At 60.9% G+C, this 24,011-nt stretch carries 22 protein-coding genes and 1 riboswitch; of the genes, 7 read left to right on the forward strand and 15 right to left on the reverse strand.

Going from position 1 to position 24,011, the window contains the following annotated elements:
* Both Mhypo_RS10270 and Mhypo_RS10275 read left to right on the forward strand, forming a co-directional pair.
* Positions 1-509 (forward strand): YhjD/YihY/BrkB family envelope integrity protein (locus Mhypo_RS10270; protein WP_240637188.1); only part of this gene is annotated, 509 nt, incomplete at its 5' end.
* Between the two features lie 443 nt (positions 510-952).
* Positions 953-2,431, forward strand: coding sequence for an ABC transporter permease subunit (locus Mhypo_RS10275; RefSeq protein ID WP_119341206.1), 1,479 nt, complete (start codon positions 953-955; stop codon positions 2,429-2,431).
* A 161-nt stretch (positions 2,432-2,592) separates the two neighbouring features.
* On the opposite strand, the gene Mhypo_RS10280 is transcribed toward Mhypo_RS10275, so the two are convergent.
* Positions 2,593-3,021, reverse strand: a complete 429-nt coding sequence (locus Mhypo_RS10280) for an SWIM zinc finger family protein (RefSeq protein WP_119341207.1) — start codon at positions 3,019-3,021, stop codon at positions 2,593-2,595.
* 76 nt (positions 3,022-3,097) lie between these two features.
* A riboswitch (FMN riboswitch) is annotated at positions 3,098-3,245 on the forward strand.
* A gap of 145 nt (positions 3,246-3,390) precedes the next feature.
* On the opposite strand from Mhypo_RS10280, the gene Mhypo_RS10285 reads away from it, so the two are divergent.
* Positions 3,391-4,368 carry an ABC transporter substrate-binding protein gene (locus Mhypo_RS10285; protein WP_119341208.1) on the forward strand — a complete coding sequence of 326 codons (978 nt, stop codon included), beginning with the start codon at positions 3,391-3,393 and terminating at the stop codon, positions 4,366-4,368.
* Positions 4,369-4,515: 147 nt separating this feature from the next.
* Here the strand turns inward: Mhypo_RS10285 and Mhypo_RS10290 are convergent, their stop codons facing one another.
* Positions 4,516-5,358 (reverse strand): NAD(P)-dependent oxidoreductase, encoded by an 843-nt coding sequence (locus Mhypo_RS10290; protein WP_119341209.1) that lies wholly within the window; start codon positions 5,356-5,358, stop codon positions 4,516-4,518.
* A gap of 63 nt (positions 5,359-5,421) precedes the next feature.
* Positions 5,422-5,823 (reverse strand): hypothetical protein, encoded by a 402-nt coding sequence (locus Mhypo_RS10295; protein WP_147075299.1) that lies wholly within the window; start codon positions 5,821-5,823, stop codon positions 5,422-5,424.
* A 475-nt stretch (positions 5,824-6,298) separates the two neighbouring features.
* Between Mhypo_RS10295 and leuS the strand changes: the two genes are divergently transcribed.
* On the forward strand, positions 6,299-8,929 hold the full coding sequence (leuS, locus tag Mhypo_RS10300) for a leucine--tRNA ligase (protein ID WP_119341211.1): 2,631 nt from the start codon (positions 6,299-6,301) through the stop codon (positions 8,927-8,929).
* Between the two features lie 156 nt (positions 8,930-9,085).
* Positions 9,086-9,409: a hypothetical protein gene (locus Mhypo_RS10305; RefSeq protein WP_119341212.1), complete on the forward strand. Its 324-nt coding sequence runs from the start codon at positions 9,086-9,088 to the stop codon at positions 9,407-9,409.
* Here Mhypo_RS10305 and Mhypo_RS10310 read toward each other — a convergent pair.
* The 3 genes from Mhypo_RS10310 to Mhypo_RS10320 all read right to left on the reverse strand — a co-directional run bounded on the left by Mhypo_RS10310 (position 9,406) and on the right by Mhypo_RS10320 (position 11,905).
* A complete protein-coding gene (locus tag Mhypo_RS10310) occupies positions 9,406-9,783 on the reverse strand; it encodes a hypothetical protein (protein WP_240637189.1) in 378 nt (125 codons plus the stop codon). The genes Mhypo_RS10305 and Mhypo_RS10310 overlap by 4 nt on opposite strands.
* 191 nt (positions 9,784-9,974) lie before the next feature.
* Positions 9,975-10,619 carry a response regulator gene (locus tag Mhypo_RS10315; RefSeq protein ID WP_119341213.1) on the reverse strand — a complete coding sequence of 215 codons (645 nt, stop codon included), beginning with the start codon at positions 10,617-10,619 and terminating at the stop codon, positions 9,975-9,977.
* Positions 10,616-11,905, reverse strand: coding sequence for a sensor histidine kinase (locus Mhypo_RS10320; RefSeq protein WP_119341214.1), 1,290 nt, complete (start codon positions 11,903-11,905; stop codon positions 10,616-10,618). Before Mhypo_RS10320 ends, Mhypo_RS10315 begins: the two co-directional genes overlap by 4 nt.
* 151 nt (positions 11,906-12,056) lie before the next feature.
* On the opposite strand from Mhypo_RS10320, the gene Mhypo_RS10325 reads away from it, so the two are divergent.
* Both Mhypo_RS10325 and Mhypo_RS10330 read left to right on the forward strand, forming a co-directional pair.
* Positions 12,057-12,518: a hypothetical protein gene (locus Mhypo_RS10325; RefSeq protein ID WP_119341215.1), complete on the forward strand. Its 462-nt coding sequence runs from the start codon at positions 12,057-12,059 to the stop codon at positions 12,516-12,518.
* A 2-nt stretch (positions 12,519-12,520) separates the two neighbouring features.
* On the forward strand, positions 12,521-12,745 hold the full coding sequence (locus Mhypo_RS10330) for a DUF427 domain-containing protein (protein ID WP_119341216.1): 225 nt from the start codon (positions 12,521-12,523) through the stop codon (positions 12,743-12,745).
* Here Mhypo_RS10330 and Mhypo_RS10335 read toward each other — a convergent pair.
* From Mhypo_RS10335 to Mhypo_RS10385, 9 genes are all read right to left on the reverse strand, one after another.
* Complete coding sequence (locus Mhypo_RS10335; protein WP_119341217.1) at positions 12,718-12,996, reverse strand: hypothetical protein; 279 nt, start codon at positions 12,994-12,996, stop codon at positions 12,718-12,720. The genes Mhypo_RS10330 and Mhypo_RS10335 overlap by 28 nt on opposite strands.
* 105 nt (positions 12,997-13,101) lie before the next feature.
* Complete coding sequence (locus Mhypo_RS10340; protein ID WP_119341218.1) at positions 13,102-14,976, reverse strand: DUF4249 family protein; 1,875 nt, start codon at positions 14,974-14,976, stop codon at positions 13,102-13,104.
* A 37-nt stretch (positions 14,977-15,013) separates the two neighbouring features.
* A complete protein-coding gene (locus Mhypo_RS10345) occupies positions 15,014-16,120 on the reverse strand; it encodes a YncE family protein (protein WP_147075300.1) in 1,107 nt (368 codons plus the stop codon).
* A 13-nt stretch (positions 16,121-16,133) separates the two neighbouring features.
* Positions 16,134-17,207: a hypothetical protein gene (locus Mhypo_RS10350; protein WP_119341220.1), complete on the reverse strand. Its 1,074-nt coding sequence runs from the start codon at positions 17,205-17,207 to the stop codon at positions 16,134-16,136.
* A gap of 14 nt (positions 17,208-17,221) precedes the next feature.
* Positions 17,222-18,316, reverse strand: a complete 1,095-nt coding sequence (locus Mhypo_RS10355) for a hypothetical protein (protein WP_119341221.1) — start codon at positions 18,314-18,316, stop codon at positions 17,222-17,224.
* 54 nt (positions 18,317-18,370) lie between these two features.
* Positions 18,371-18,553: a hypothetical protein gene (locus tag Mhypo_RS10360; RefSeq protein ID WP_119341222.1), complete on the reverse strand. Its 183-nt coding sequence runs from the start codon at positions 18,551-18,553 to the stop codon at positions 18,371-18,373.
* A gap of 8 nt (positions 18,554-18,561) precedes the next feature.
* Positions 18,562-19,308 (reverse strand): DUF6683 family protein, encoded by a 747-nt coding sequence (locus tag Mhypo_RS10365; protein ID WP_119341223.1) that lies wholly within the window; start codon positions 19,306-19,308, stop codon positions 18,562-18,564.
* An 80-nt stretch (positions 19,309-19,388) separates the two neighbouring features.
* Positions 19,389-21,716 (reverse strand): InlB B-repeat-containing protein, encoded by a 2,328-nt coding sequence (locus Mhypo_RS18125; protein ID WP_170148269.1) that lies wholly within the window; start codon positions 21,714-21,716, stop codon positions 19,389-19,391.
* Positions 21,717-21,833: 117 nt separating this feature from the next.
* Positions 21,834-23,954, reverse strand: coding sequence for a S8 family serine peptidase (locus Mhypo_RS10385; RefSeq protein WP_119341225.1), 2,121 nt, complete (start codon positions 23,952-23,954; stop codon positions 21,834-21,836).
* Between the last annotated feature and the right edge of the window lie 57 nt (positions 23,955-24,011).

Here is a 24,011-nt window from a genome sequence, read left to right on the forward strand (position 1 = left end):
CGGCAGCAGCCTCCCCCGACCCCCACCCCCTGCACCGGCTGCTGCAACAGGCCTGGCTACTCCTGCAGGTGATGCGGGGGCGCATTGCAGGCCTGCTGGCGCCCTTACTGCTGGGTCTGGCCCTGATTTTATTGGCCCTGCTGGGCCTGGCCATGGGCTTTTTACTACGTTTCCTGCCCGCCGAGCTTAGCTTTTTACGAAACGGGGTGGAGGTGGTGGTGCCCATTCTGGGGGCGCTTTTGCTTTTTTTCCTGACCTATATGCTACTGCCGATTCCTACCCCCCGGGTGCTGGCCGCGCTGGCGGCCGCGACGCTGGCTGCATTGGCCTGGGAGGGCGTACGCCTGGGGCTTCCGCTGCTGCTGCCCCGCACTCAGTACGAGCTGATCTATGGCCCCATTGCCGGTTTTTTACTGGCACTGGCCGGCTTTTACCTGACCATGTGGATACTGCTGGTGGGCGCGGTGCTAGCCAAAACCCTGACCGACCGCTCGAGCGACACCATATGAAGGCCAAACCAGCACTCCCGGAGTGTGTGGCTTTTGGCCCCCAGAGTAAGGCAAAGCTACAACAGGTCTCTGATGTCTTTATTCGAGAAGCGGAGGGTTTATACCGGATTCAAAAAGACAGTTCACAAAACCAAAAACACCAGAGGCTGTCTTTTTGAATCCTAGAGCACACCCCTCCCTTGAGTACCGGCGCTAGCCGGGGGCCGATGGCCCTTCACTGTCGGTCGGCGAAGAAAGCGTCTCCCTTCCAAGGGGCGGTATCGCCCTCCGCTACGCGGATAACTTCCAAGGGGCGGTATCGCCCTCCGCTACGCGGATAACTTCGGCCCTGTTGATTCGTTACCGAACGGTAACGAATCAACCGAATCTGGTATTACATTTTTGGCCCCGCTCTTTGGGCGCCCCAATGCAGTTGAGGCTCTTGAGAACAGTATGCTAGAACTATGAGCCACCCGGTGCCGACCCAGGCCCCCACCCAGGCCCCTGCCGCCATCCGACTCTCGGGGGTTTCGGTGGAGCTTGGGGGCCGGGAGGTGCTGAAGGGGGTAGACCTCGAGGTGCACAAGGGCGAGTTTGTGGCCATCATCGGCCCCTCGGGCGGGGGTAAAAGTACCTTGCTTCGGGTGATGGCGGGACTGCTCAAGGCCAAACAGGGCACGGTGGAAGTGGTGGGCCAGCCTGCCATGGTGTTCCAGGACTACCGCCTCTTGCCCTGGCGCACCGTGGAGCAGAACATCCGGCTACCCATCGAGCTGACGGGCCGGGGCAAAATCGAGACCCACCTGGGCATGAAGCCCTACCTGAAGCTTTACCCGCACCAGCTTTCCGGGGGCATGAAGGCCCGCGTGGCCATCGCCCGGGCCCTGGCCCAGGACGCCGAGGTGCTCTTGATGGACGAGCCCTTCGCGGCCCTGGACGCCCTGGTGCGCGAGCGCTTCAACCTCGAGCTCAAACAACTCCACGAGCGCACCGGCAAGACCATTGTGTTTGTCACCCACAGCATCCGCGAGGCGGTCTACCTGGCCGACCGGGTGGTGGTGCTGACCGGCGGCAAAGTCGAGGCCATTCTGGAAACCCGGGGGGAGGGGCGCATTACCGCATTTACCGATGGTCTCGAGGCCGAGCTGCGTGAGCGTCTGGGCGTGGCCGACTCTACCTTCATCGAGCCCTCGCCTGAGCCCCTGCGCCCACCCTGGGAAATTTTTGGCGTGCTGGGGCTTTTGACCGCGTTCTTCCTGGCCTGGGGCATTATGGCGGCCCGGGTGCCGGTGTTCGTCCCCTCACCCCTGGAAGTCTGGCAGGCCATGCAGCAAAACAGCGGTTTGCTCGTGCGAAACGCCCTGGCCACCCTCCAGACTGCCGGGCTGGGCATTCTGGCCTCGCTGGCCATAGGGTTGCCCATCGGCTACGCCATGGGACAAAAACGCTCTCTGGAGCGGCTGCTCTCCCCCTTCATCGTGGCCTTGCAGGCGGTTCCGACCATCATTGTGGCACCGTTGCTGATCATCTGGTTTGGCTATGGGCTGGGTTCCAAAGTGACCATTGCCACCCTGATCTCCATTTTTCCGGTGCTGGTCTCGGCTATGGTGGGGGTGCGCGAGGTAGACCGCACCTACCGCGAGGTCTTCCAGACCATCGGGGCTACGGCCTGGGGGGTGTTTTGGAAGCTCGAGTTTCCCGGGGCCCTGCCGGTCATCCTGGGCGGCCTGCGCCTGACGGTCTCGCTGGCCCTGATTGGGGCAGTGGTAGCCGAGTTTGTGCTGGGGGGTGGGGGCCTGGGCCACCTGGCCCAGACCGAGCAGCGCAACTTCAACTACGCCAATGCCTTCTCGGCAGTGGCCGTTACGGTGCTGCTGGGCATCTCGCTGTACGGGCTGGTAGCCCTGCTGGAAAGCTATGTGCTCCGCTACCGGCGAAAGTAGAGCAGGGCCTGCCAATACTCAGCAGCAGGGTTGTCGCTTTGGGGTACACCCCTTCCTGACAGAAGAAAGCGTCTCGCATTTCAGGGCGGTATTGGCCTACGCTGCGCGGTTCACGCCGGCCCGGTGGGTTTGCCGCCGTTTAGCGTCGAAGCTAGCTCTGATTATTCGTAGCGCTGCATCAGGTTATAAGCAAACTCTTCCATAAGCTCGGGGCGCTCCTCGGCAAGTTGCCACAAAAAGCGCAGCAGCTCGTCGTCGGAGAGCTCGAGCAGGGGCTTCAAGTTTACCGGCGTGCTTCTGCCCAGCTTTTTCCGGGCGAAGATTTCGGGGGCTTCCAGGGCCGCGAAGGCTACGGCGACCAGGTGCTTGCACACCGGCCCCCAAGTGTAGGGGCACGAACAGCGCCACTCGCCTTTGTTCAGGTCAATCTCGACCCGGTAGGGAAATGGTGCGCTTCCCTGCACCCGCGCTTGCAAGCGGTTCCGGCTGCGGGCGGCCTCGAGCACGGCCCCACGCAAAAAAAGGGTCTTGCCCCGCTCCAATACCCTCTCGTCGGCCAGGGCCAGCAGGCTTTCCAGTTCCAGGCGCATTTATCCATCAAAATCCAGCCTGCTTCACTTTGCAAGCCCCGCTTTTGTGGCTAAACTGACATCGGGCCGGTTGGCCCAATTCCTTCAGGGCGGGGTGAAATTCCCCACCGGCGGTGAGGGCACTGTGCCCAAGCCCGCGAAGCCTGGAAATCTGCCACACATCCAGGCCCGATTGCGTGTAAATCGCAGGCCGACGGTTACAGTCCGGATGGGAGAAGGAGTGAAGCCCGGGTGCCCCTGTGCCTGGGCGAGTAAAGTGGGTAATACCTCGTAAATCCTCAATCACAGCTTGGGCAACAGGCGCTTGACCAGAGGCAGTTCGTGCCTGCCCTGGCGATGTGTGGGTAGCACGGTGTGTTGAGGAGTGCAATGAAAAAGTTGGTTGTTTTGCTGGCAGTCTTGTTGTCGCTTGGAATGGCACAAACGCAAAAGGTACGGGTGGGGCTGGGTTACCTGCCCGATGTGCAGTTTGCGCCGTTCTATGCTGGGGTGGTCGAGGGGCTTTATGCCAGGCGGGGCCTCGAGGTGGAGTTTCAGCACGGTTTTGCCTCGGAGCTCTACCCGCTGTTAGCCCAGGGTCGGCTCGACTTTGTGGTGGCCGACGCCGAGGATGTCATCGCCCTGCGGGCCCAGGGAACCCCGCTCAAGTACGTGCTGGCCCTTTACCAAAGCGTACCTAACGCCCTTTTCTCGCGGGCCGAAAAAAATATCACCTCGGTGCGCGACCTCAAGGGTAAGACCATCGGCATACCGGGGCTGTTTGGCACCTCCTACACCTCACTCCAGGCCATGCTGCGGGCTGCAGGTCTGCGTGAGTCGGATGTAAAAATTGAACAAATTGGCTTTACCCAGGCCGAGGCCATCGTGACCGGGCGGGTAGATGTGGCCATCGGCTTTATCAACAACGAGCCCATTGTGCTGGAGGCGCGGGGCATCAAACTTAACGTGATTCCGGCTGGCCCCTACAACCTTTCGCCGGGGGTAGGGGTCATCTCCACCGACCGCGTGCTGGAAAACGCCGAGCTGGCCCGTCGCTTTGTGCAGGCCACCCAGGAGGCCATGGCCCTGACCCTGCGTGAACCGCGCAAAGCCTTCGAGGCTTCCAGAAAGTACGTGCAGAACCTGGGCGAGGACCGCTTGCGGGTGCTCGAGGTCTCGCTAAGACTCTACCAGTCGCCCTATACCCGCCAGAACGGTCTGGGCTTCTCCAACCCCCAGGGCTGGCAGAGCGGCCTCAACCTGCTGAAGCAGACCGGGCGCGTCCGCACCGACCTGCCCGCCACGGCTTTTTACACCAACGAGTTCTTGCAACGGGGGGTACAGGTTCAAACAACTGCCCAACGCTAGAACAAATCTACCTTTATTGAGTGACAGGGCCACCCCCACATAAAGCTCGGGGGTGGTTTTTTTGCGCTGGCCATAGGTCTGCTGAACCAAGGCAGTCAGGCCTCGGGCACGGTAACGAACGACAAGGGGCTGATGCAAAACCAGCACTCACCTGGATTCCAACCGCTTGAACAAGGCGGAATGGTCGAGGTCGCCGTCGCCCAGAGCCTCGAGTTCGGCATAAAACCCCAGGGTGCTTTCCAGATGGGGTAGATTCAGGCCCGCTTGCTGGGCCAGCTTCTGGGCCAGGCGCAAGTCCTTGAGCTGGGTCTTGACCCGCGCCCCCGGCACAAACCGGCGCTCGATCATGCGGGTGCCGTGAATTTGCAAGACCTTTGAGTCGGCAAACCCGCCCTGGAGGGCCTCCTGAACCTTGCGGGGCTCGAGGCCTTGGCGTTCTGCCAGGAGCAGCGCCTCGGCTACTGCCTCGATGTACAGGCCCACCATGAGCTGGTTGATGACCTTGACGGTATGGCCCGCGCCGGCCTCGCCCACGTAGGTGGGCCTTCCCAAGGCTTCCAGGATGGGCAGAACCCGCGCATAGTTGGTCGGGTCACCCCCGGCCATGATGGCCAGCGTGGCGCTCCGTGCCCCCTCCGGCCCACCCGAAACGGGGGCATCCACCCAGCCGACGCCTCTGGATTTAAGCCGCTCGGCATGGAGCTTGGAATACGCAGGGTCGGACGAACCCATATCGAGCACCACCTGGCCGGGACGTAGATGGGGCTCGAGCTGTTCTAGCACAGCATTTACCGCCACCGAGTCCGCCAGCATCAGCAACAGCACCTCGGCCTTCGCAGCCTCCTCCAGCGTACCAAGCAAGGGAATCCCCTCCACCAGCTCAGGGCTCAGGATGCTGCGGTTCCATCCGCTGACCCCAAACCCCCTGGCCAGCAGCACCCGGGCCATGGGGCGGCCCATCAGTCCCAAACCCAGCAAGGCTATTTGCATATAAAAAGCATACGGGAGTTTTAGCAAACCCCCGCCACCCGGCCAGTTGTTGCGTATTGGGCTCTAACTCAACCTAAGCCCGTCCAGACAAACCACTTCACCCTGAATATGTATTTCCAGATCGCAATGGTCTGCTGGCCCCAGTTGCAGGCTAAAACGCCCCGACAGATCCAGGGGTATTTGTATCTGCACTGCATCCTGTTTCAAATAGACCCGGGCTTGTTCAAAAGAAATTCGTTCCCTCGAGATCACCTGCCCCACCAGACGAGGCCCGCACTCCTCCCACTTGAGGCTCAGATCCACGTGGTAAGGCCCGGCATGGTAGAGCTGCGACCAGTTCGACCTGAGTTGGGCCTGACGCCGCAGGGACGTGCGCACGTTCCTGGAGTCCATCACCAGAATAGCCTGATACACCAGACCTGGCTCTGGCTGTGGGTAAGTCCTGGAAGGCAGACGGTTGTGCATCAATGCGATCCTTTCTAAAGTCAACGATGACTAAATAATAGTTTATGCAGAGTATATAGAGGTGATCATCCAAATATGAACATGCTTTCTAGATTTTTTATAACGTTACGCAGCAAAATTTAGTCCCGAACTTTGCTTTAGGCGATAGCGTTAAGCGATTCGCCCGCTTCTTCAGAATTCTTCGCGGGTCAAACTAGGAACCCTGCAACCCCAAATGCCCATCGGGCAGGGGCTACCGCAAGGGTCTTTTGTCTTACCACACATGCTATTATGAAACCATGCAGTGGTTCATCCACCTAGAACTACCTTAGGGGAGGCCCGTGTTTGGGAGGCTCCCCCTTCAGTGCTGAAGGGGGTTTTTATTGACCTCCAGGGACTACCCCACAAGACACCGGTCACCAGACTTTGGCCCCTCGTTTCCTTTTTCAAACTCCTAACCAATACAATGGCCTGTCAAGAAGTGGAGAATTGAACAATGGTCACAACCGACAAATACAACCCCCACGAGCTCGAGCCCAAATGGCAAAAGTACTGGGAGCAGATTGGGCTTCTGAAGGCAACCGAGAGCAAAGGCGGCAAAAAAGCCTACATCCTGGTGATGTTTCCCTACCCCTCGGGCGACTTGCACATGGGCCACCTCAAGAACTACACCATGGGCGATGCCCTGGCCCGTTTCCGGGTACAGCAGGGTTATAGCGTGCTGCACCCGTTCGGCTGGGATGCCTTTGGGCTGCCGGCAGAAAACGCCGCCTTGAAGTTTGGGGTAAGCCCTTCCGACTGGACCTTTGGCAACATCAAACAGTCGAAAGAATCGCTGGCCCTGATGGGCATTCAGTACGACTGGAGCCGCGAGGTTACTACCTGCACGCCCGACTATTACAAATGGAACCAGTGGATCTTCCTGAAGATGTACGAACGCGGCCTGGCCTATCGTAAAAAGAGCTTTGTCAACTGGGATCCGGTCGAACAGAGCGTACTGGCCAACGAGCAGGTCATTGACGGCCGGGGCTGGCGCAGCGGAGCGCTCGTAGAGAAGCGGGAGCTCGAGCAGTGGTATCTCAAAATCACCGACTATGCTGAACGCTTGTTGAACGACCTGGACAAACTGCCCCGCTGGCCCGAAAAGGTCAAGGCCATGCAGCGGGCCTGGATTGGCAAGAGCACTGGGGCCGAGTTCGACTTCCCGGTCAAAGGGCACGAGGCCAGGATCAGGGTTTTCTCGACCCGTCCCGACACCATTTTTGGCGCCACCTTCATGGTGCTGGCCCCCGAGCACGAGCTGGTGCCGCTCATCACCACGCCCGAGCAGAAGGCCGCTGTAGACAGCTATGTAGCTGCCACCCGGATGAAGAGCGAGGTCGAGCGGCAGATGGAAGACCGTGAGAAGACCGGGGTCTTTACCGGGGCTTACGCCATCAACCCGGCCAACGGCAAGGAGATTCCGGTCTGGATTGCCGATTATGTGCTCTCGGGCTACGGCACCGGGGCCATTATGGCCGTGCCGGGGCAGGACGAGCGCGACTGGGAGTTTGCCGAGAAATTCGGCCTGGAAATTATCCGTACCGTCGAGCCCCCGGCGGGCTGGCAGGGCAAGGCCTACACCGAAGACGGGCCAGCCATCAACTCGGGCTTCCTGAATGGGCTCAATGTGGAGGAAGCCAAGAAAAAAATAATCGCCTGGATGGAAGAAAAAGGCATAGGCGAGGGCAAGGTCAACTACCGCCTGCGCGACTGGCTGATTAGCCGCCAGCGCTACTGGGGCACCCCCATCCCCATGATCCACTGCGAAAGCTGCGGCATCGTACCGGTACCCTACGAGCAACTGCCGGTCGAGCTGCCCACCCTGCGCGATGTAGACGACATTCGCCCCAAGGGCAAAAGCCCCCTGGCGGCCCACCCCGAGTTTTATGAATGCACCTGCCCGAAGTGCGGCGGCAAGGCCCGGCGCGACACCGATACCATGGACACCTTTATTGACTCGTCCTGGTACTTCCTGCGCTATGCCGATGCCCAAAACCCCGAGCTGCCCTTCGACCCCGAGAAGGCCAACTTCTGGATGCCGGTAGACCAGTACATCGGCGGGATTGAGCACGCCATTTTGCATCTGCTGTATAGCCGCTTTTTCACCAAGTTTTTGCACGACCTGGGGATGGTCGAGGCCGAGGAGCCCTTCGAAGGCCTGTTCACCCAGGGCATGGTGCAGGGCTGGACGGACGTAGGCGAAGTGGAAGTCCGGGGCGATATCATCCACTTCAAAAACCCCGAGCGGCGGGCCAAGCTGGAAATCCCCGAGACCCTCACGCTGGAAGAGGCTCGAAAATCGGGTGCAGAACTTCGCACCCACGAAGACGGCACCACCCACTTCTGGAAGGCCGCCACCATGTCCAAAAGCCTGGGCAACGGGGTGATGGTAGGGCCCTTCGTGAAAGAGCAGGGTGCCGACATCGCCCGCATTACCATCCTGTTTGCCGCTCCACCCGAAAACGAGATGATCTGGACGGAAGAGGGGGTACAGGGCGCATGGCGCTACCTGAACCGGGTCTACCGCATGGTAGCCGAGCACCGGATGGAGCTTAAGGCCCAAAGCGACCTGTACGAGCCCTCTGCGCTAGAAGGGACCCACAAGGGCCTCTACCAAAAGCTGCACCAGACCATCAAGAAAGTGACCGAGGACCTCGAGGCCCTGCGCTTCAACACCGCCATCGCGGCCCTGATGGAACTGCTCAACACCTTGAGCGACTACCGCAAGGAGCAGGGCATCACCCCGGTCTATCGCCACGCGGTGCTCTGCTACTTGCAGATGCTGGCCCCCTTCGCCCCCCACCTGGCCGAGGAGCTCTGGCACGAGTTCCACAACTCTTCGGTATTTAGTGCTCTTTGGCCACAGGTAGATGAGGCTGCGCTGGTGGCCGATAGCTTTGAGCTGGTCGTTCAGGTTAGCGGCAGGGTGCGCGGCAAAACAACCGTTAGTGCACAGGCCAGCGAAGAAGAAATTAAGCGGCGCGCGCGGGAGATTCCCAACGTACAGCAGCACCTCGAGGGCAAAGAAGTAGTCAAAGAAATCTACATTCCGGGCAAACTGCTGAACATCGTGGTAAAGGGGTAAGCCAGTGCGCCAAACCGCCCCCTGGGTGCTGTGCAGTGGAGCCTGGAACCGCCGACACAGGCGCGGTGTCGCCTGGGTGTTCTGCTTGTGGCAGGCAATCTGTATTGCGGACAAATGGCACTGGAAACTGGCGGCGCAGCCTCGTACCATAGGGGCATGATCACGCTACATAAAATCAACAACCTGGCCGAAGAGCAGGTCCTCGAGTGTGTAGGGCAGGACGCAGGCGATACCTTTCGTATTGTGGTCAAGCACACCTCCCCCAGCCACTACGAAGCCCTGGGCAAGGTTACCCTTAGCAATGCCAGCGTCCATTACCAGTCTTCGGGCCCCATGACCGCCGACCTTTTGTTACAATGGCTGGATACCATGTTCGACCGCTGGCCGGGGGCCAAAACCGTCCCCTGGGCTGTACACGATCTGGACGACAAAACCCAGCAATTTGTGCGCGAGGTTCGCAAGGCGGCTGAAGTGGCCTAGGGTTGCTCGTAATCGTGATAGTCGGCCTGTTGCGCCCGGCGCAGGCGTGCACGCAGCGCGGCTGGCGTATAAGGGGTTTTCTGGTGCACAACAGCCCCAAACCCCGCCATTAGCAGGGCTGGTATGAGCAGCAACACGCCCTGTAGAGGGTCGGGCACGTAGGGCATGGGAAACCGGGCCACCGTAGCCCACAGCTGTACCAGGGGCAGAATGCCGCCCATCAAGAGCCCACTAAGCCACCATTGCCGCGGCCACCACCACCCCACCAAAAAACCCATCAGGAGCAGCAGGGTTCCAGCGAAGAGCAAGTCCACATTGCCCAGGTCGCCCAGCGCGACCAGTAAACCAATGCCTGCTGGAATGAGGTAACGCATGAACCTTAGAATGCCGGGGCCCATAGCTTTACAATAACTGTTTTTGGTCAGGGGGTGTATCGTACCGGATTCAAAGAAGGCAAAAACCCCAGGGGCGCTATCGCCCTCCGCTACGCGGGTAATTTCGGTCGGGTTGATTCCTTGAATCGTTCGGTAACCAATCAACCGAATCTGGTATCGCACAGCTTGCTTCAACTCTCCAGCCGGAGAATACCTCTTTCCAGCGCTACCGTGACCGCCGCGGTGCGGTCATCCACCCCCAACTTACCAAAAGTGTGCAGCAGGTGGGTCTTGACGGTGGCCTCGCTGATTTTGAGTTTGCGGGCAATCTCTTTGTTGGAAAGACCCCTGGCTACCAGCGAGAGCACCTCGAGCTCGCGCACGGAAAGGTTTTCTTCGGCGGGGCCGCGCATCCGGCCCAGCAGGCGGGCAGCGATGGGGGGAGAAAGCACAGCTTCGCCCCGGGCACAAAGCCGAACCGCCCGGAAGAGTTCCTCGCGGGGTACGTCCTTGAGCAAATAGCCCGTAGCCCCCGCCTCGACCGCCCGAACAATCTCGGAATCGGTGTCGTAGGTAGTGAGTACCAGAACCTGAACTTTGGGGAATTTGGCCCGGATCTGGCGGATGGCGCTTACCCCGTCCATCTGGGGCATACGTAAATCCATCAGTATCACATCCGGCTTCTGCTTCTCCAGCAGATCAAGTGCCTCCAGGCCGTTCGAAGCTTCGCCTACCACTTCAAGGTCGGGCTGGGAGGAAAGCAACCCCGAAAGGCCCGCCCGCACCACAGGATGATCATCTACCAGCAGAATTCGAATGGTTGCCAAGCCTGTCATGAGATCTCCACCCTTGCTTGCTCTACCCGGTACAGGGGCAGACTAAAGGCCAGGGTGGTGCCCTGTCCGGGTTCGCTTTCCACCGTCATGTGTCCTCCCAGCGCTTCGACCCGCTCGCGCATGGAGCGTAGGCCAAAGCTACCCGAGATGGGCGGTTGCAGGCCTACCCCATCGTCTTGTACGTCCATCAGTACCATGTCGTCCAGGTACGAAAGGGTCAGGTTGGCATGCCGGGCTTTGGAATGCTTGCGGATATTGTTCAAAGCCTCCTGGGCGATGCGCAAAAGGCCGACCTCGAGCTCGGGGTGCAGCGGGCGAGGTTCGCCGGTCAGGGTGAACTGGGCCCTGACCCCACTCTCCTCCTGCCAGCGCTGGAGCAGGCGACCCAGCGCTTCGGGCAGCGAGGTGTTCTCCAGGATTTCCGGGCGCATGGCCCAGACCATGCGGCGGGCCTCCGACAGGCCTTCGCGGGCAGCAATGCGGGCTTGCTCCAGGTAGCGTCCGGCCGAAGTCTCGTTTTGGGCGGCCATCTCGGCGGCCTCGAGCTGCACCACGATGCTGGCAAAGCCCTGGGCCAGGGTGTCGTGAATCTCGCGGGCCAGGCGCTGGCGCTCCTCCAGCACCCCGGCCTGGCGCGAGGTCTGCTCGAGCTCCCGGCGGGTGCGCTCGAGCTCCTCCCGGGCTTTGGTCTCCCGCACGAGCAGCTCGAGGGTGAAAAGCGCATAGCCCGAATACAAAAAGGCAATGAAGATGAAGAAGGCCAGGTTCAGGTTGGGGTATTCGGCGGGGGTGGGCAAAGCGCTCCAGGCGGTATTGCCCTGGGGCCCCTGGGTCAGCAGAATCTCGAAGGTGATTTGCAGCGGTTCTTGCTGGGCCCACCACACCGACAGGCCGCCCAACCCCAGCACAATCAACAGCACAGCCCACAGCGGCAGCCAGTAGCGGGCCACCACTGGTATCAGTCCCAGGGCCAGGAAAGGAAGGTAGTTCTGGCTCAGCCAGGCCACTACCGCTACCCCAATCCCGATCAAGACCCCAAACTCCCAGGCCCGACGTTGCCCCGGACGCACGGCCCACATAACCACCCCCAACAAAGCCACCGCCGCCCCCAGGCGCCAGGCGGTCTGGGCGGGGTCTTGCCAGGGAAGAATGGTGGGCACCTCGAGCGGGCGGGCCGGAACCAGCAAGGTAAATCCCAGCACCGTCAGCAGGTTGAGTGCTGTGAGCAGCACAACCACCTGCGCCACCGGACGGCCCGCAAAAAAGCGATTGAAGGCCCAAATCATCGAAAAAATTGTAGCTCATCCGAGGCAGCTTATTTGCATAACAACATTCATTTAGCCGCCTTGGCTCAAAAAAGCGCATTTTTCGTGCAAAAATATGCCTGTGTTCAGCGCCCGTCCGTAAACAAACAGGCCTGCCCTTCAAGGAGCTTACATGCAGAAAATCACCTTGCCTCATCGCTATTCCGCTGGCAGTTCCCGTTTTCGTGATGCCTCTATCGAAACCGGCTGGCTGTGCTTTAACAACGGCACGGTCACGATCCGCATTCACCTTCCGCTGGTAACCCGGCTCGAGCTCACCTACCAGATGCGAGACTGGCTTTTGGCTTTTGCCTTTGTGGGCTTGTTTGTGGGGCTGGCCAGCCTGGGGCTGCGCTGGCTGGGCTGGCTCAATATCCCCCAGCTTCTGAAAATCAGCCCGCAAGCACTGGAGTACGGCGCTTTTGCGCTTGCCCTGATTGCTTTCGTTTCTTATTTTCTATTTCCCATCCGGATCTTGCTTTTATATGACGGCAACGCCTCTCCCCTGCTGGTGACGGGTAGCAAAAAGGCCATTGAAGACATGGAATACGCCATCTGGGCCTTCCTCGAGGCCCTGCACAAAAAACAACCCTGAGTATGGAATCGGTTTGGGATTATCCCCGCCCCCCGCGCTGTGAGCCTACTTCGCGGCGCATCCAGGTTCGGTTGGGCGAGTTGATTATTGCCGATAGCAACCGGGCTTACCGGGTGCTGGAAACCAGCCATCCGCCCGTCTACTACCTCTCGCCCGCCGATATTCGCATGGATTTGCTGGAAGCCACATCCCGCGAGACCTACTGTGAGTTCAAGGGCCGAGCCTGAAGGTTAACCAGGTGGGCGGGGTTGCGCGGCTCGAGCTGCTGGGCCCGCAGCAAAAGCCCCAGGGCCAGCTGAGGCTCGCCGATCACGGCTGCCAAAGCAGCATTGCGGCTGGCGGTGGCGGCGTCCTTGTACTCGGGCTGGGTCTCCATCAGGCGCAGGCTGCCCGGCCCCGCCGCTGCGTTCAGGGCACGGCGCAGGTTGGCCAGGGCTAGGGCAGCAAACACCCAGATAAGCGGTACAAACTTTCTCACAAAACATCCTCTCCCGTTACCTGGGCGAACCCACCTTGCTGCAATAAGCGGCGGGCAGCCCCAGGTCATTGCAAAGCCCTATGCCTTTGGCTTTCGTCCCTCAGTTTACGGCGCCGTGAGGGTGATGGTGATGGGGTTGACCGGCTGAACACTGTATATCTGGCCCTGCATCCCCACGCCGGTGATGTTGTCGGTGATGTCGAGGTCGCCACCGCTGAACGCACCGCTAAACGCATTGAGCGTGACGGTATAGGTGCCCGCTGCCAGCGGGGTGGGTGGGTTGGTCTGGGCACGGGGCTGGAAGCTGCGCTCCGAGCCCATGTAAAAAGCGAGGTCGGAAACCCCAGAGCCGCCGTTGCGCTGGAAATAGACCTGATACAAGACATTGTAGCCGGGCTGGGCGGCGGCACTATCGCTCCAGGTGGCGGTCAGGCTGGAGGCACTGTAGCTCCCGCCGTTCGACAGGTTGCTCCAGGCCACGTTGCCCACCGCAAAGGCCGATCCGCTGCCATCCACGCTGCCGTTACCGTCAGCGTCGATGTTCAGGGTGTAACGTTTGCCAGGTTCGACGGTGAAGTTATTCGCAAAATACGCCCCGCTGCCCGGTGCGAGTTCACTCAGAGTCGCGGTCTTACCGGTGTTATCGCTGATGATGATCTGGGCGCCACTGGCCGGTTCGGCGTTGTCCAGGTCGCCGTCGGCATTGGGGATGCCCTTCTCGAGCTGCACAAAAGCCACACCCCCCGGCTGCAATAGCGCGATGGCCTGGAAAAAACCTTCCGGGGCGGGGGCCACGCGAATCGGGAGGGGGTTGGTGGCGGCAGGCCGCAGCGACTGCACCGAAGCACCCGGACACGGCCCCGGCGTACGGCTGTAGTTTTTGCCGTCGAGGCCGATCAAGTCCTCCTCGTAGACCTTGCCGATGTCTATGACCTTCGCGCCAGGTTTTGGAATCAGATTGCCGTTGTTATCCACAAAGGTATCGGTATAAGTTTTAGTGGCCGTGAAGTTGACCGGCACGCCCTTTTCTATAGTGATAAAGGCTCGTCCATTGCGGTTGGTTACTGCCCGCAACCCAGGACGCGCCGTAACCACTGCGCCTTCCAGCGGCCCAAAGCGGTTGGACACATAGACATCCACACACTCCTGATCCTGTACCGCCGGGGCCCCGCCATACCAGGAGAAGTGCCGGATGCTGGCTCGCAGCACCGGGGTGGTGCCGTCCACGCTCGAGCGCTCCACCGTGCCTTCCACAAAGTCTTCCCAGCGCCCGGTCTGGGGGTTGTAGGCGTAGCAGTGAATCTTATCGCCTATCCGGTAGCGGCTGCGCAGTTCAGGAGGAATGGGCAGTTCCACAGTAGCGCTGAAGCCGGGTTTCAGGTTGATGCGGCGGTTCTGCGAGTCCAGAATGCTGAACTCGGCAAAGGTCACCGGAGCCAGCGGGGTGGGGCTGGCTCCCCCGGCCACCAGGTCGCCGGGGAGGGCGGTATCTTCCTTGGTGGGGTCCAGGGGCGTGACCACCACCCGCAGGTTGGTATCGGTGGTGTCCAGGCTATTGGGCTGAAAGATGACGGCATAGGGGCCGGCCTCGGTGCGCTGGAAGAGGGTGCGGGCCTGGGTGGGGTCGTAGCCTTGCTCGGTGCCCTCCTTCTTGAGGGCCACCACCACCGTTTGGGCGCTGCTGGTGGACTCAGCAATGCCGTGCCCTGGGGCGTAGCCCGCCTTCTCGAAGTCCAGCTTGACCAGACCGGCAGGCAGGTTTTGCAGGATGAACTCGCCCCGGTTGTCGGTAGTGGCAGTTCGGCTGCTGCCTACCACCCGCACCGTCACGCCCGCAAGCCGCACCCCGGAGCCAATATCGGTCACCAGGCCGGCCACCGTGTTGGGGGCGCTGGGGGCAGTGTTGCCCCCACTATTATTTTCGCCACCACAAGCCGCCAAAAAGCCCATCAACGCTACTAAACCTAGGGTCTTCTTCATGGTTTCCTCCTGGGGCTTCCAAAGCCCCTTCCCAACGCTAGAGCCGCTCGACCACCACCACATCAAACGAAAGGCCATCAATCGGGATGGCCCGCAGAACCCTGGCGCTTTTCAAATCGAATACCAGCAGGCGGCCCTCGGTGCCGCTGCTGACGATGTAGGCCAGGCGTCTGTCCGGCGAGAGGGCCGCGTGGGTGGGGTTGACAAAGGTCGTGCCCGCAAGCTCGAGCCGGTGGTTTTCGCTCTGGCCGGTCTTCAGGTCGAGCAGCGAAACCGCGTTGGAGTAGTAGTTGAGCGAGAGAACCTGCCCCTCCCCTACCCGCAACATCCCCAGCGGCCCCGGTGTGACGGTAAAGCGTTGAGGGGCTGCACCCGGCACGTGCAAGCTGAGGGTGTTGGACTCGAAGTTGGAGACCAAAGCCCCCTCCTCCAGCGGCAACACAAAGGCAGGGTCAGAGCCGGTGGGGGCTTCGGCCAGGGGTTGCCAGTTTTGCTCGTCCAGCCAGCGTACTGCGCTGGCTTCGGTGCTGGGCTGGCGGGGGCGCAGGGCCACCACCAATTTGGAACCCACGCGGGCTACATCGGCGGCCTCGTTGGCCGAACCGGAGGGCGGCAGGTTTACGGCCCGGACGACCTTCCCGCTTTCGAGGTCAATCTCGCTTAGCTGGCCCTGGCGAATGTGCGAGATGAAGAGCCTGCCGAAGTCGCTGGAAAACGCAATCCCCACGGGCCGCTCACCCACAATGAAGGGTTTGGCCCCGCCGGGGTTGTGGCAGGCAAAGCAGGTGGTCTGGGCGAAAGCGTCCTGGTCGAAGTGGGCTTGGATGAGGGTGCCGTCGGCGCGTCTTTCGGGCACGGGAGCGGTGAGGAAGGTGCGGGTTACCGCCAACGAGCGAACGTCTACCTCGGCCACCGCCTGCGAGCCCACCAGCACCACATACACCTTGCGGCCATCCGGGCTCAGAATCATCCGGTGCGGCAATCCGCCCACCGTGATGTGCTGGATGGTTTTACCCTGCGTGGGGTCTATCACCGCCACGGTGCTGGAGCCCGCCTGGCTGACCAGCACATAGTGCGGGCGTGCCGAGGGGGGGCTCGAGCAAGCCACCAACCCGATCAAACCCAAGAGCATTCCAACACGCATCCAAGACCTCCCCCTACTGCCGCTTGCGATAGCTGTTCCAGCCCGCACGGTTGACGCAGACCGCAAACTGCCACCGATGCTGGGGCCACTCACAGCCCAACTGGAACCCCACCGACTCGGTAAAGCCAAACTTGTAATAAGCCGTCAGGGGTTTGAGGTTGTAGCGCTTGGTCCCCGCAAAGCTGCCGCAGCCCTCGCCACGAACCTGGACGATCAGGCGGGCCTCGCTGGCCTGGAAGCGCACGTCGCCCGTGTAGGTATCGTTGCTGACGTTCAACACCTGGAAGAGGGCGCCGCCCTTTTCGTAGTAGATCAGGTCTTTTTTGCAAACCCCCTCGGTGTTGGCAGCCTCAAAGACCTTGGCCAGTTCGTAGCCACCAGGCACAAAGCGCAGCCAGCGGTTTTCCCTTGCGTTGTATTTGGGAATGTAAAAAGCCCCGGTTTGTGGGTTATAAAAGCCCGTATCGGAATCCTGGGCGTCGGCCCACAAACCCAGCAGTTCGCGGTAGGGGGGATCCTGGCCCAGTTGAAAACCCTCGGGCTGGGCGGGCGGCGGTAGCTCCAGCATGGGATCGAGTTGCAACAGCTTGAGACTCAAGGGAAAGGGCCCCCCTTGGAGTTCCAGCTTCAGGGTGACTTCCTTGATCAGGGTCTCGTAGTACTCGAGGCTGGCATTAAACACCAGGGGGTTGTTGGGCAGGGTGCGCTTGCCGGGAGTGGTGCAGTTGACGATGGTCAGGGTGCGCTGGCTGGGCCGCAGGACAAGCCGGTTATCCTGAACGGTTGCGGTTCCCACCGAGTCGTCTAGGTAGCTGACGCGGGCGCAGCTCGAGCTCACCCCCTGGGTGTAGTGCTGCAAGGCGTAGCGCCCATCGGCATGCAAAATCAGCTTGACCGAAAAACCACTGCCCAGGCGGAACCGCTCGCCCGTTACGGTGTTGGTGTAGTCGTCGGCAGAACTTGCTGTTTGCTGCCAGACCCCCACCAGCAGGGCGGGGAAACCCTGGTTTTGTGCCCGAATCGGGCTGGGGTTTCCAGCCAAAATCAAACACCCCAGGGTAAACAGAGTGGCTTTAGGTGTGCCCATAGGCCCTTCTTCCTTTACCGCCGCTGGTAGGTGTACCAGGGGTCGGCTCCGTAGCAGACCGCAAAACCCCAGAAGTGCGTAGGGTACTGGCAGCCCAGCATGAAGCTCTCACCCCCGACGGGCAGGGTGTAGCTCCAGCGGTGGTAGCGGGTGAGGGGCTGCAAGGTATAGGTTTGCACCCCGTCGTCGGCCCCACACTCGCGGATTCGCACGATTAGCCGGGCCTCGCTGGCGGCCAGACGCACATCCCCCTGGTAGGTGTAGCTGTCGCGCTGGTTGGTGATTTTGAACAGGGCCTGGCCCTTTTCGTAGTAGATCAGGTCTTTCTTACAGACCCCCTCGAGGTTCACCCGCACAAAAGCCATGCCCAGCTCGTAGCCCTCGGGCGAAAAGCGCACAAAGCGGTTCTCCCCGCAGCAGTCGGGAAACTGGTAGGCCCCGGTCTGGGGGTTGTAGAAGTTGGTCTCTTCGCGGCCCCACAGCCCCAGAATTTCGTCGTAGGGGCCGACCTGACCCAGCTCGAAGCCAGGGGGTTGGGGCGGTTGAGGCAAGTTGGCGGGCGGGGTACGGTTCAGCAGCTTGAAGCGAAGGGGATAGGGCCCGCCGGAGAGCTCCATCAGCAGGCTGGTATCCAGGAAGGTGGGGTACTCGCTCACCGAAGCCTCGAACACCACCGGGTCGAGCCGCTGGTTGAAGGTGCCCGACTGGGCGCAATTCCGCACGTCCAGCCGGCGCTCGCGGGGCCGCAGGACGAGCCGGTTGTTGTTCCACTCGGCCAGCCCCACCATCTGGTCGAAGAAGCTCACCAGGCTACAGTTGGACGCAACCCCCTGGGAGTAGTGGGCGAAGTAGAATTCGCCATTGGGCTTCACCTTGAGCTGGGCCGAGTAGCCCTCGGTCATGGTGAACTCAAAGCCGGTGAGGGGGTTCCTAAAGTTGCCGCTGCTGGCCAGGGTATCCTGCCAGACCCCCGAGAGCTCGGCGGGGAAACTGCCGGTAGGGTTGGGGGGACTGGGGGGGTTGCTGGGGTTGGTAGGATTGTTTCCACCGCCACCCCCACAAGCAACCAACAGCAGCAATAGCGCCAGCGCAATGGGAATTCTGTGCATGCGTACCTCCTGGTGCCAAGGGTAGACAATCCAGCATGACTGAAGCATGACCGGCTACTCAGGCGCCTCTTCCCTGGACTCTTCCATCTCCTGTAGCAAAAACGCCGTCAGGGCGCTGGGTTCGGCGAAGTAATGGCGCTCCTCGCCCTCACTCAAGGAGGCCCGCCAGATTTCGCCGCCGGGGCTGGGCTCGTACCAGACCCGAATCACATAGACTTTGTTCAGTGTTGCGTTCATGCCTTCCTTTAGCGAATCATCAAACCCGTGGCGGTAAACTTGACCCGCTCCGGCTTGACCCCCAGCACCGCTTCCAGCAAGCCCCCGGCGATCTGCTGGTAGGTCTTGAGCAGTTCGGCATCGTTTTGCTCGGTGGCCACCGAGTAGCCTGCCAAGGGCAGGGTAGCCAGCAGCACGAAGAGTTCATAGAGGGTCTGGCGTTCTTTATCGCTGGCCTTTTTGAACTCCGGGCTCGAGCCAAAGACCTCATCCACGCTGGCCTGTAGGGCACTCAAGCTGGCCTCAGAGGGCTCTTGGCCGCTATAGACCAAGTAGCAAACCCCCACCAGATAGGTAAAAGCCAAGGCTACGTTGTTGGGTTTGCCCTGCTTTTTGGCCTCGTCCTCGTAGAGCTTGAGCCCCACATCAAAAACCTTGGTCAGCTCTTTTTGTTGGGCTTTATCCTGGGTCAGGCTCTGGGCAAAAGTGTCTACCAGTATGCGCCCTGAACCCTGCTTGAAGCTGGTAGCGCTGGTTGGGCGGGCTGCGCTAGAGCTTTTTTGCTGGCTTTTTTTGACCGCAGCATCCAGCATGGCCTTGTTGATTTGCATCTGGGTGGTGAACATGATGTTGCTGTAAGCCTGGTACACGTTGGCCTGGTAGATGTTGCTGAAGCTCTGCACTGGAGCCCCAAAACCCCCAGCCGTGTACTGGGCCTGTGCGCTGCCCAGCAGCACCCACAGCACAACCGCGATTGCTTTGTTTTGTCTCTTCATCTTCACTCCCTTCCACTGCTCAGTTTTGGAGGTAGGGTGTCGGCCCTGAGGAGGCAGCCCGGAGCCGACACCCCAGGGCTTTACTTCTGCACCGTGATGGTGGCGCCGGTAATGGGCAGACCATTCAGAGTTGGGCTGCCCTGGGCGCTCACGCTGGTCAGGTTGATCTGATAGGTCTTGTCGACCGGGGTGGTGCTCTGACCGCCGCTGCAGGCGGCCAGGGCCAGAGCCAGGGCCAGGGCCAGGAAACCCACCCGCAGCGAGCGCATCCGCCAAGCACCCAGAAGCATCATGGACAGCAAGGTAAGCAGCAAGGGCGTGGGCAGGGCCGGGAGGCTCTGGGCCTTCAGTACCGCCGGACGGGCCGCCAGGGTGCTGGCAATATCGGCGGCCACCAGGAACTGGCTGTTGCCCGTACTGAGGGCCAGCGGGGCGGACAGGGCGAGGCTAAGGGTACCGTTGTCGGCGCTGAAGGTGCCGCTGGCAATGGGGGTTTCACCGCTGTCAATCTGGCCGTTGGCGTTGGCATCGCGGATCAGCTTGACCGCGGTGAGGTCGAGGCTGTCGTTGCCGCTGCCACTGGCCTGCAGGGTGATGCTTTGCAACTGGGTGGCCTGCGAGGGGTTGAGGGTGAAGGCCAGCATCAAGACGTTGCTCTGGCCTTTGTTGCGGGTGGCATCGGTGGGGGCGTTGGCGGGCTTGGCTGCGCTGATGGTCAAACCACCTGCGGGTGCGGTGTTGAAGGTAGCTGTGACCGACTTGGCTGCGTCCATCGTGACCGAGCAGGTACCCGTACCGCTACAGGCCCCACCCCAGCCGGCGAAGCTCGAGCCCGCATCAGCAACCGCACTCAGGATCACGCTGGCCCCAGAGCTATAGTTGGCGGTACAGGTCGCGCCACAGGCAATGCCAGCTGGGCTGCTGCTTACGGTTCCACCCCCCGTTCCACCCTTACTCACCGTAAGCGCGAAGGTGGCAGCAGGCGCCTGGGTGTAGTTCACGCTGGCGGTGGCACTGCCGGTGGTCACGGTGACGTTCTGGCTGGCCGGGTTGGGGTTGTAGGTAGTGCCGCTCACCACCACACTGGGAGCCGTGACGGTGTAAATGCCGGTCACCACATCGGATAGCGATTGGCCGGTGCCGGTCAGGATAGTCCGCTGCTGGTTGAAGCCGCCCGGGCCGGTGATGGTGAGGGTGGCGCTGTTGCCGCTGGGCAGGCCCGACACTTGTAGATTGAGGGTACCGAAGCTTTGCGCAGTGTTGAAGGTAGCGGTCACGGTTTGGGCGGCATTCATGGTGACGGTGCAGGTACCCGTACCCGTGCAGGCCCCACTCCAACCGGCGAAGGTAGAGCCGCTGGCCGCCGCTGCACTTAGGGTTACCGAGGCCCCGGCGTTGAACGCAGCCGAGCAGGTAGCTCCGCAGTTGATACCTGAGGGACTGCTCGTCACGGTGCCCGAGCCCGTACCGTTTTTGTTGACCGTGAGGGCAAAGGTAGGAGCCGCCGAAGTGGTGAAGGTCTGGGTGGAACTATTGAAAGTTCCTGCATCGGTGACGAAGCGGTAACGCCAGAAATACGTGGTGTTGGGGCTCAGGCCAGTAAGGTTGGTGCTAACGCTGGGAAAGTTAAGATCGGTGTTGGGCACAGTAGCGGGAGGGGTGGATGAACCAAAGGCATTGGTGGTCCCATAATCCACATACAGCTGGCCGCCCTTGAAATAGCTAAAAAGATTCACCCCAAGCGTTGCTGTGATTGCGCTAATCCCGCTGCTTTGTAGGTTCTGGAAGCCAGCCTGGTAAAACACTGTCACCGGCACAAAGGGTGTGGCAGTACCCCAGGCGGTATTGGCTACCGCAGTCAGGCGGTGGCTAGTTGGACCACTCAACCCCAGCAGTTGTTTGTTGTAGCGCACCGGTACGCGAATATCCACCTGCCAGCCCGGTGCAATTACTGCATAGCCAAAAAAAAGGCCACCAAAGTTTCCAGTAGACGGTGTCTGTGAGCAGCCACCCTGGAAACCCGCTGGGTTGTCGGTAAAGTCAATAACCTGCGTGGGGGTTGTGAACTTAATAGCGTAACAACGTACCCGATTGGTACTATCAATTGCCAGCGTAGCTCCATCCGGAAGGAAAAAATCGAAGCCGATGGTATCGTTGGTACAAGGACTTACGTTGGAGCCTACCGCCCGCACATAGCCTACATCGCCGGTCTTGGGATAGGGCACGCTAGGATCGGCGTAAAACCCCACGAAGTTTTGTGAGGCAATTGCCTCGAGGTTGGTTATCGCACATATCTGCCTAACCGAAGCAAAGTTGCCATCTACATAGCCAGGGGCTGCCTGGGCATTTGTACCAAACAAACCAAGCATTAGCAAAATACCCAAAGCTAGCATTCGCATCCCTTGCATGACTTCCTCCTTGCTCAACCCTCTGAGGGTGTGCAGCTAAGGTAGAACAGTCCGCATGACTGGAGGATGACTGAACAAAACAGACCCCCGCAGGGGTCTGTTGGAAGGATTGAGAGCCTACTTGATTTTAGACTGCTCGAGGCTCCGCAACACCCCTGGGGCGAGCTGCGATAAGTCGTCGCTCAGTGCGTCGAGCTGGAAGTTGGCCTGTAGGTTGCCGGGCCGCACAGCCACCAGGTTGCCGCTTTGGTCCACCACCGCGCCCAGGTAGTCGCCTCGGTCTACATCGTCATTGTTGTTGAGGTCTTTCCAGCCCAGCACAGCATACTCGCCGTCTGTTAGATCGGGAATGGTATAGCTGGCCGAGGTACCGCCCTGATTGACCTGGATGGCCTTGGAGAGATTAAGGTCACAGTCGCCCTGTGCTACATAACAGGCCAGTACCACCGTACCTTGCACACTGGCACTGGTGCCGCTCCCAACCCTCAGGCTAAGGGGCAGGCTGGCAAAGGTGCTACCCGAAGTGCCCCGCACCGTAAGGGCATAGGTTCCATTGGGAACACCGGCGGCTACGTTCAGGGTGAGGGTGCTGGCATCCAGGGTGGTGCTGGCCGGGTTGAAGCTTCCGCTCACCCCGCTGGGCGCGCCTTGCAGGCTCAGGCTCACCGCTCCACTGAATCCACCGCTACGGCTGATGGTAATGGGCACATTCACACTGCCGCCCGGCTGAGCGGTCAGGATGGTATTGGCAGTGGACAGGCTGAAGCTCGAGGTGCTGCCGCCCTGCACCGCCGCCAGGGCCGCATTGGCATCAATTAGCCCCGCGCCGCAGTCGTTGCCGCTGGGCCGGTTGCACTGGGTGGCGTTCAGGGGTCTGGCCGTAGATTTCAAGATCTGCAGGGCCTGCGCGGTATTGAGGTTGGGACTGAGGGCCTTCATCAGGGCTACCACCCCGGCCACGTGGGGCGCGGCCATCGAGGTGCCGTTCTCGAACTTGTAGTTGAACTGCTGGGTCTGATCGTCGAACCCCAGGCTCAGCACCCCATCCGCATAGGAATCATTGTTGAGGTCTTTGCTCACATCACCGCCTGGCGCCATCACATCCACGCGGGCGCCGTAGTTGGAGTAAGGCGCGCGGGCTCCGGCAAAGTCGGTGGCCCCCACGGTAATGACATTGGCGCAACTGGCCGGGCTATAGAGCGAAGCATCGTCGTTTTCGTTGCCAGCGGCCACCACCACCACCACCCCCTTGCTGGTAACCAGGTTGAAGGCGTTCTGGCGGGCGGTGGTGCAGGGGCCCTTGCCCCCCAGGCTCATGTTGATGACCTTGGCCGGGTTGGCATTGGCGGGCAGGCCGGGCACCGTCTCGCCCGCGGCCCACAGGATGGCATCGACCTGGTCGGCCACGGTGGCCCCCAACAGGCCAATCACCCGCACATGCAGGAGGCGGGCCGTCCAGTCTACCCCGGCCACGCCCTGGTTGTTGTTGGTTGCAGCCCCCACCGTACCGCCCACGTGCGTACCGTGGTAGCTGGTGCTTTGCTCGTCGCCGACGTCGTAGGGGTCTGGGTCGCGGCCATCGCCGTCACCCGCGTTGGCAAAGGGATTGGCGCCGCTGATGGGCGAGACCATATCGTAGCCGGGCAGCAAGCGATTGCCGATATCCGGGTGCGACTGGTTCGCATTGCTCGGGTTGAAGAGCACCCCAGTATCCAGGATGGCGACCACCACACTGTTGGAACCGGTGGTGCGATCCCAGGCCTGGGGCAGGTTAATGGCAGGATAGTGCCACTGCAGGTTGTAAAGCGTATCGTTGGGCGTGGCCATGGGCTGCTCGAGCCAGTTCAGGTCGGCGGAGGCCACGTCCGAACGACTGCGAAGGACGGCCAACAAAGCCGGGGTTTCGGCCTCGCTCAAATCGGCGCGGTAGAGGGCTGTGTTGGCCAGACCCAGAGGCCGCACCTGCTGAAGTTCCACCGGCCTACCCTGCACCTCTAGCCGCAGGCTGCTCACCGATTGCAGGCTCACCCCTCCCCGAAACTCCACCAACACCTCGCCCGGCACAAAGCGCGCCTCGCCCGTGCGCCGGAGTTTGCCCGGCTGGGAGTCAATCTGAAGGCTTTGCCCGGTAATACTGGACCCCAGCGAGACCGTACCCCCAATATTGCCCGATCCCCCACCGGGGCAAGCCGTCAGTAGCGCCAACAACACCCCGCCCAATAGCCATCTTGCATTCATGGTCTGCCTCCTGTTTGCGGTTAAGGACCCTATTGCTTAAAAAATCCAGCAAACATG

Origin of the sequence: Meiothermus hypogaeus (assembly GCF_003574035.1) — a bacterium.
Lineage (GTDB): Bacteria > Deinococcota > Deinococci > Deinococcales > Thermaceae > Meiothermus > Meiothermus hypogaeus.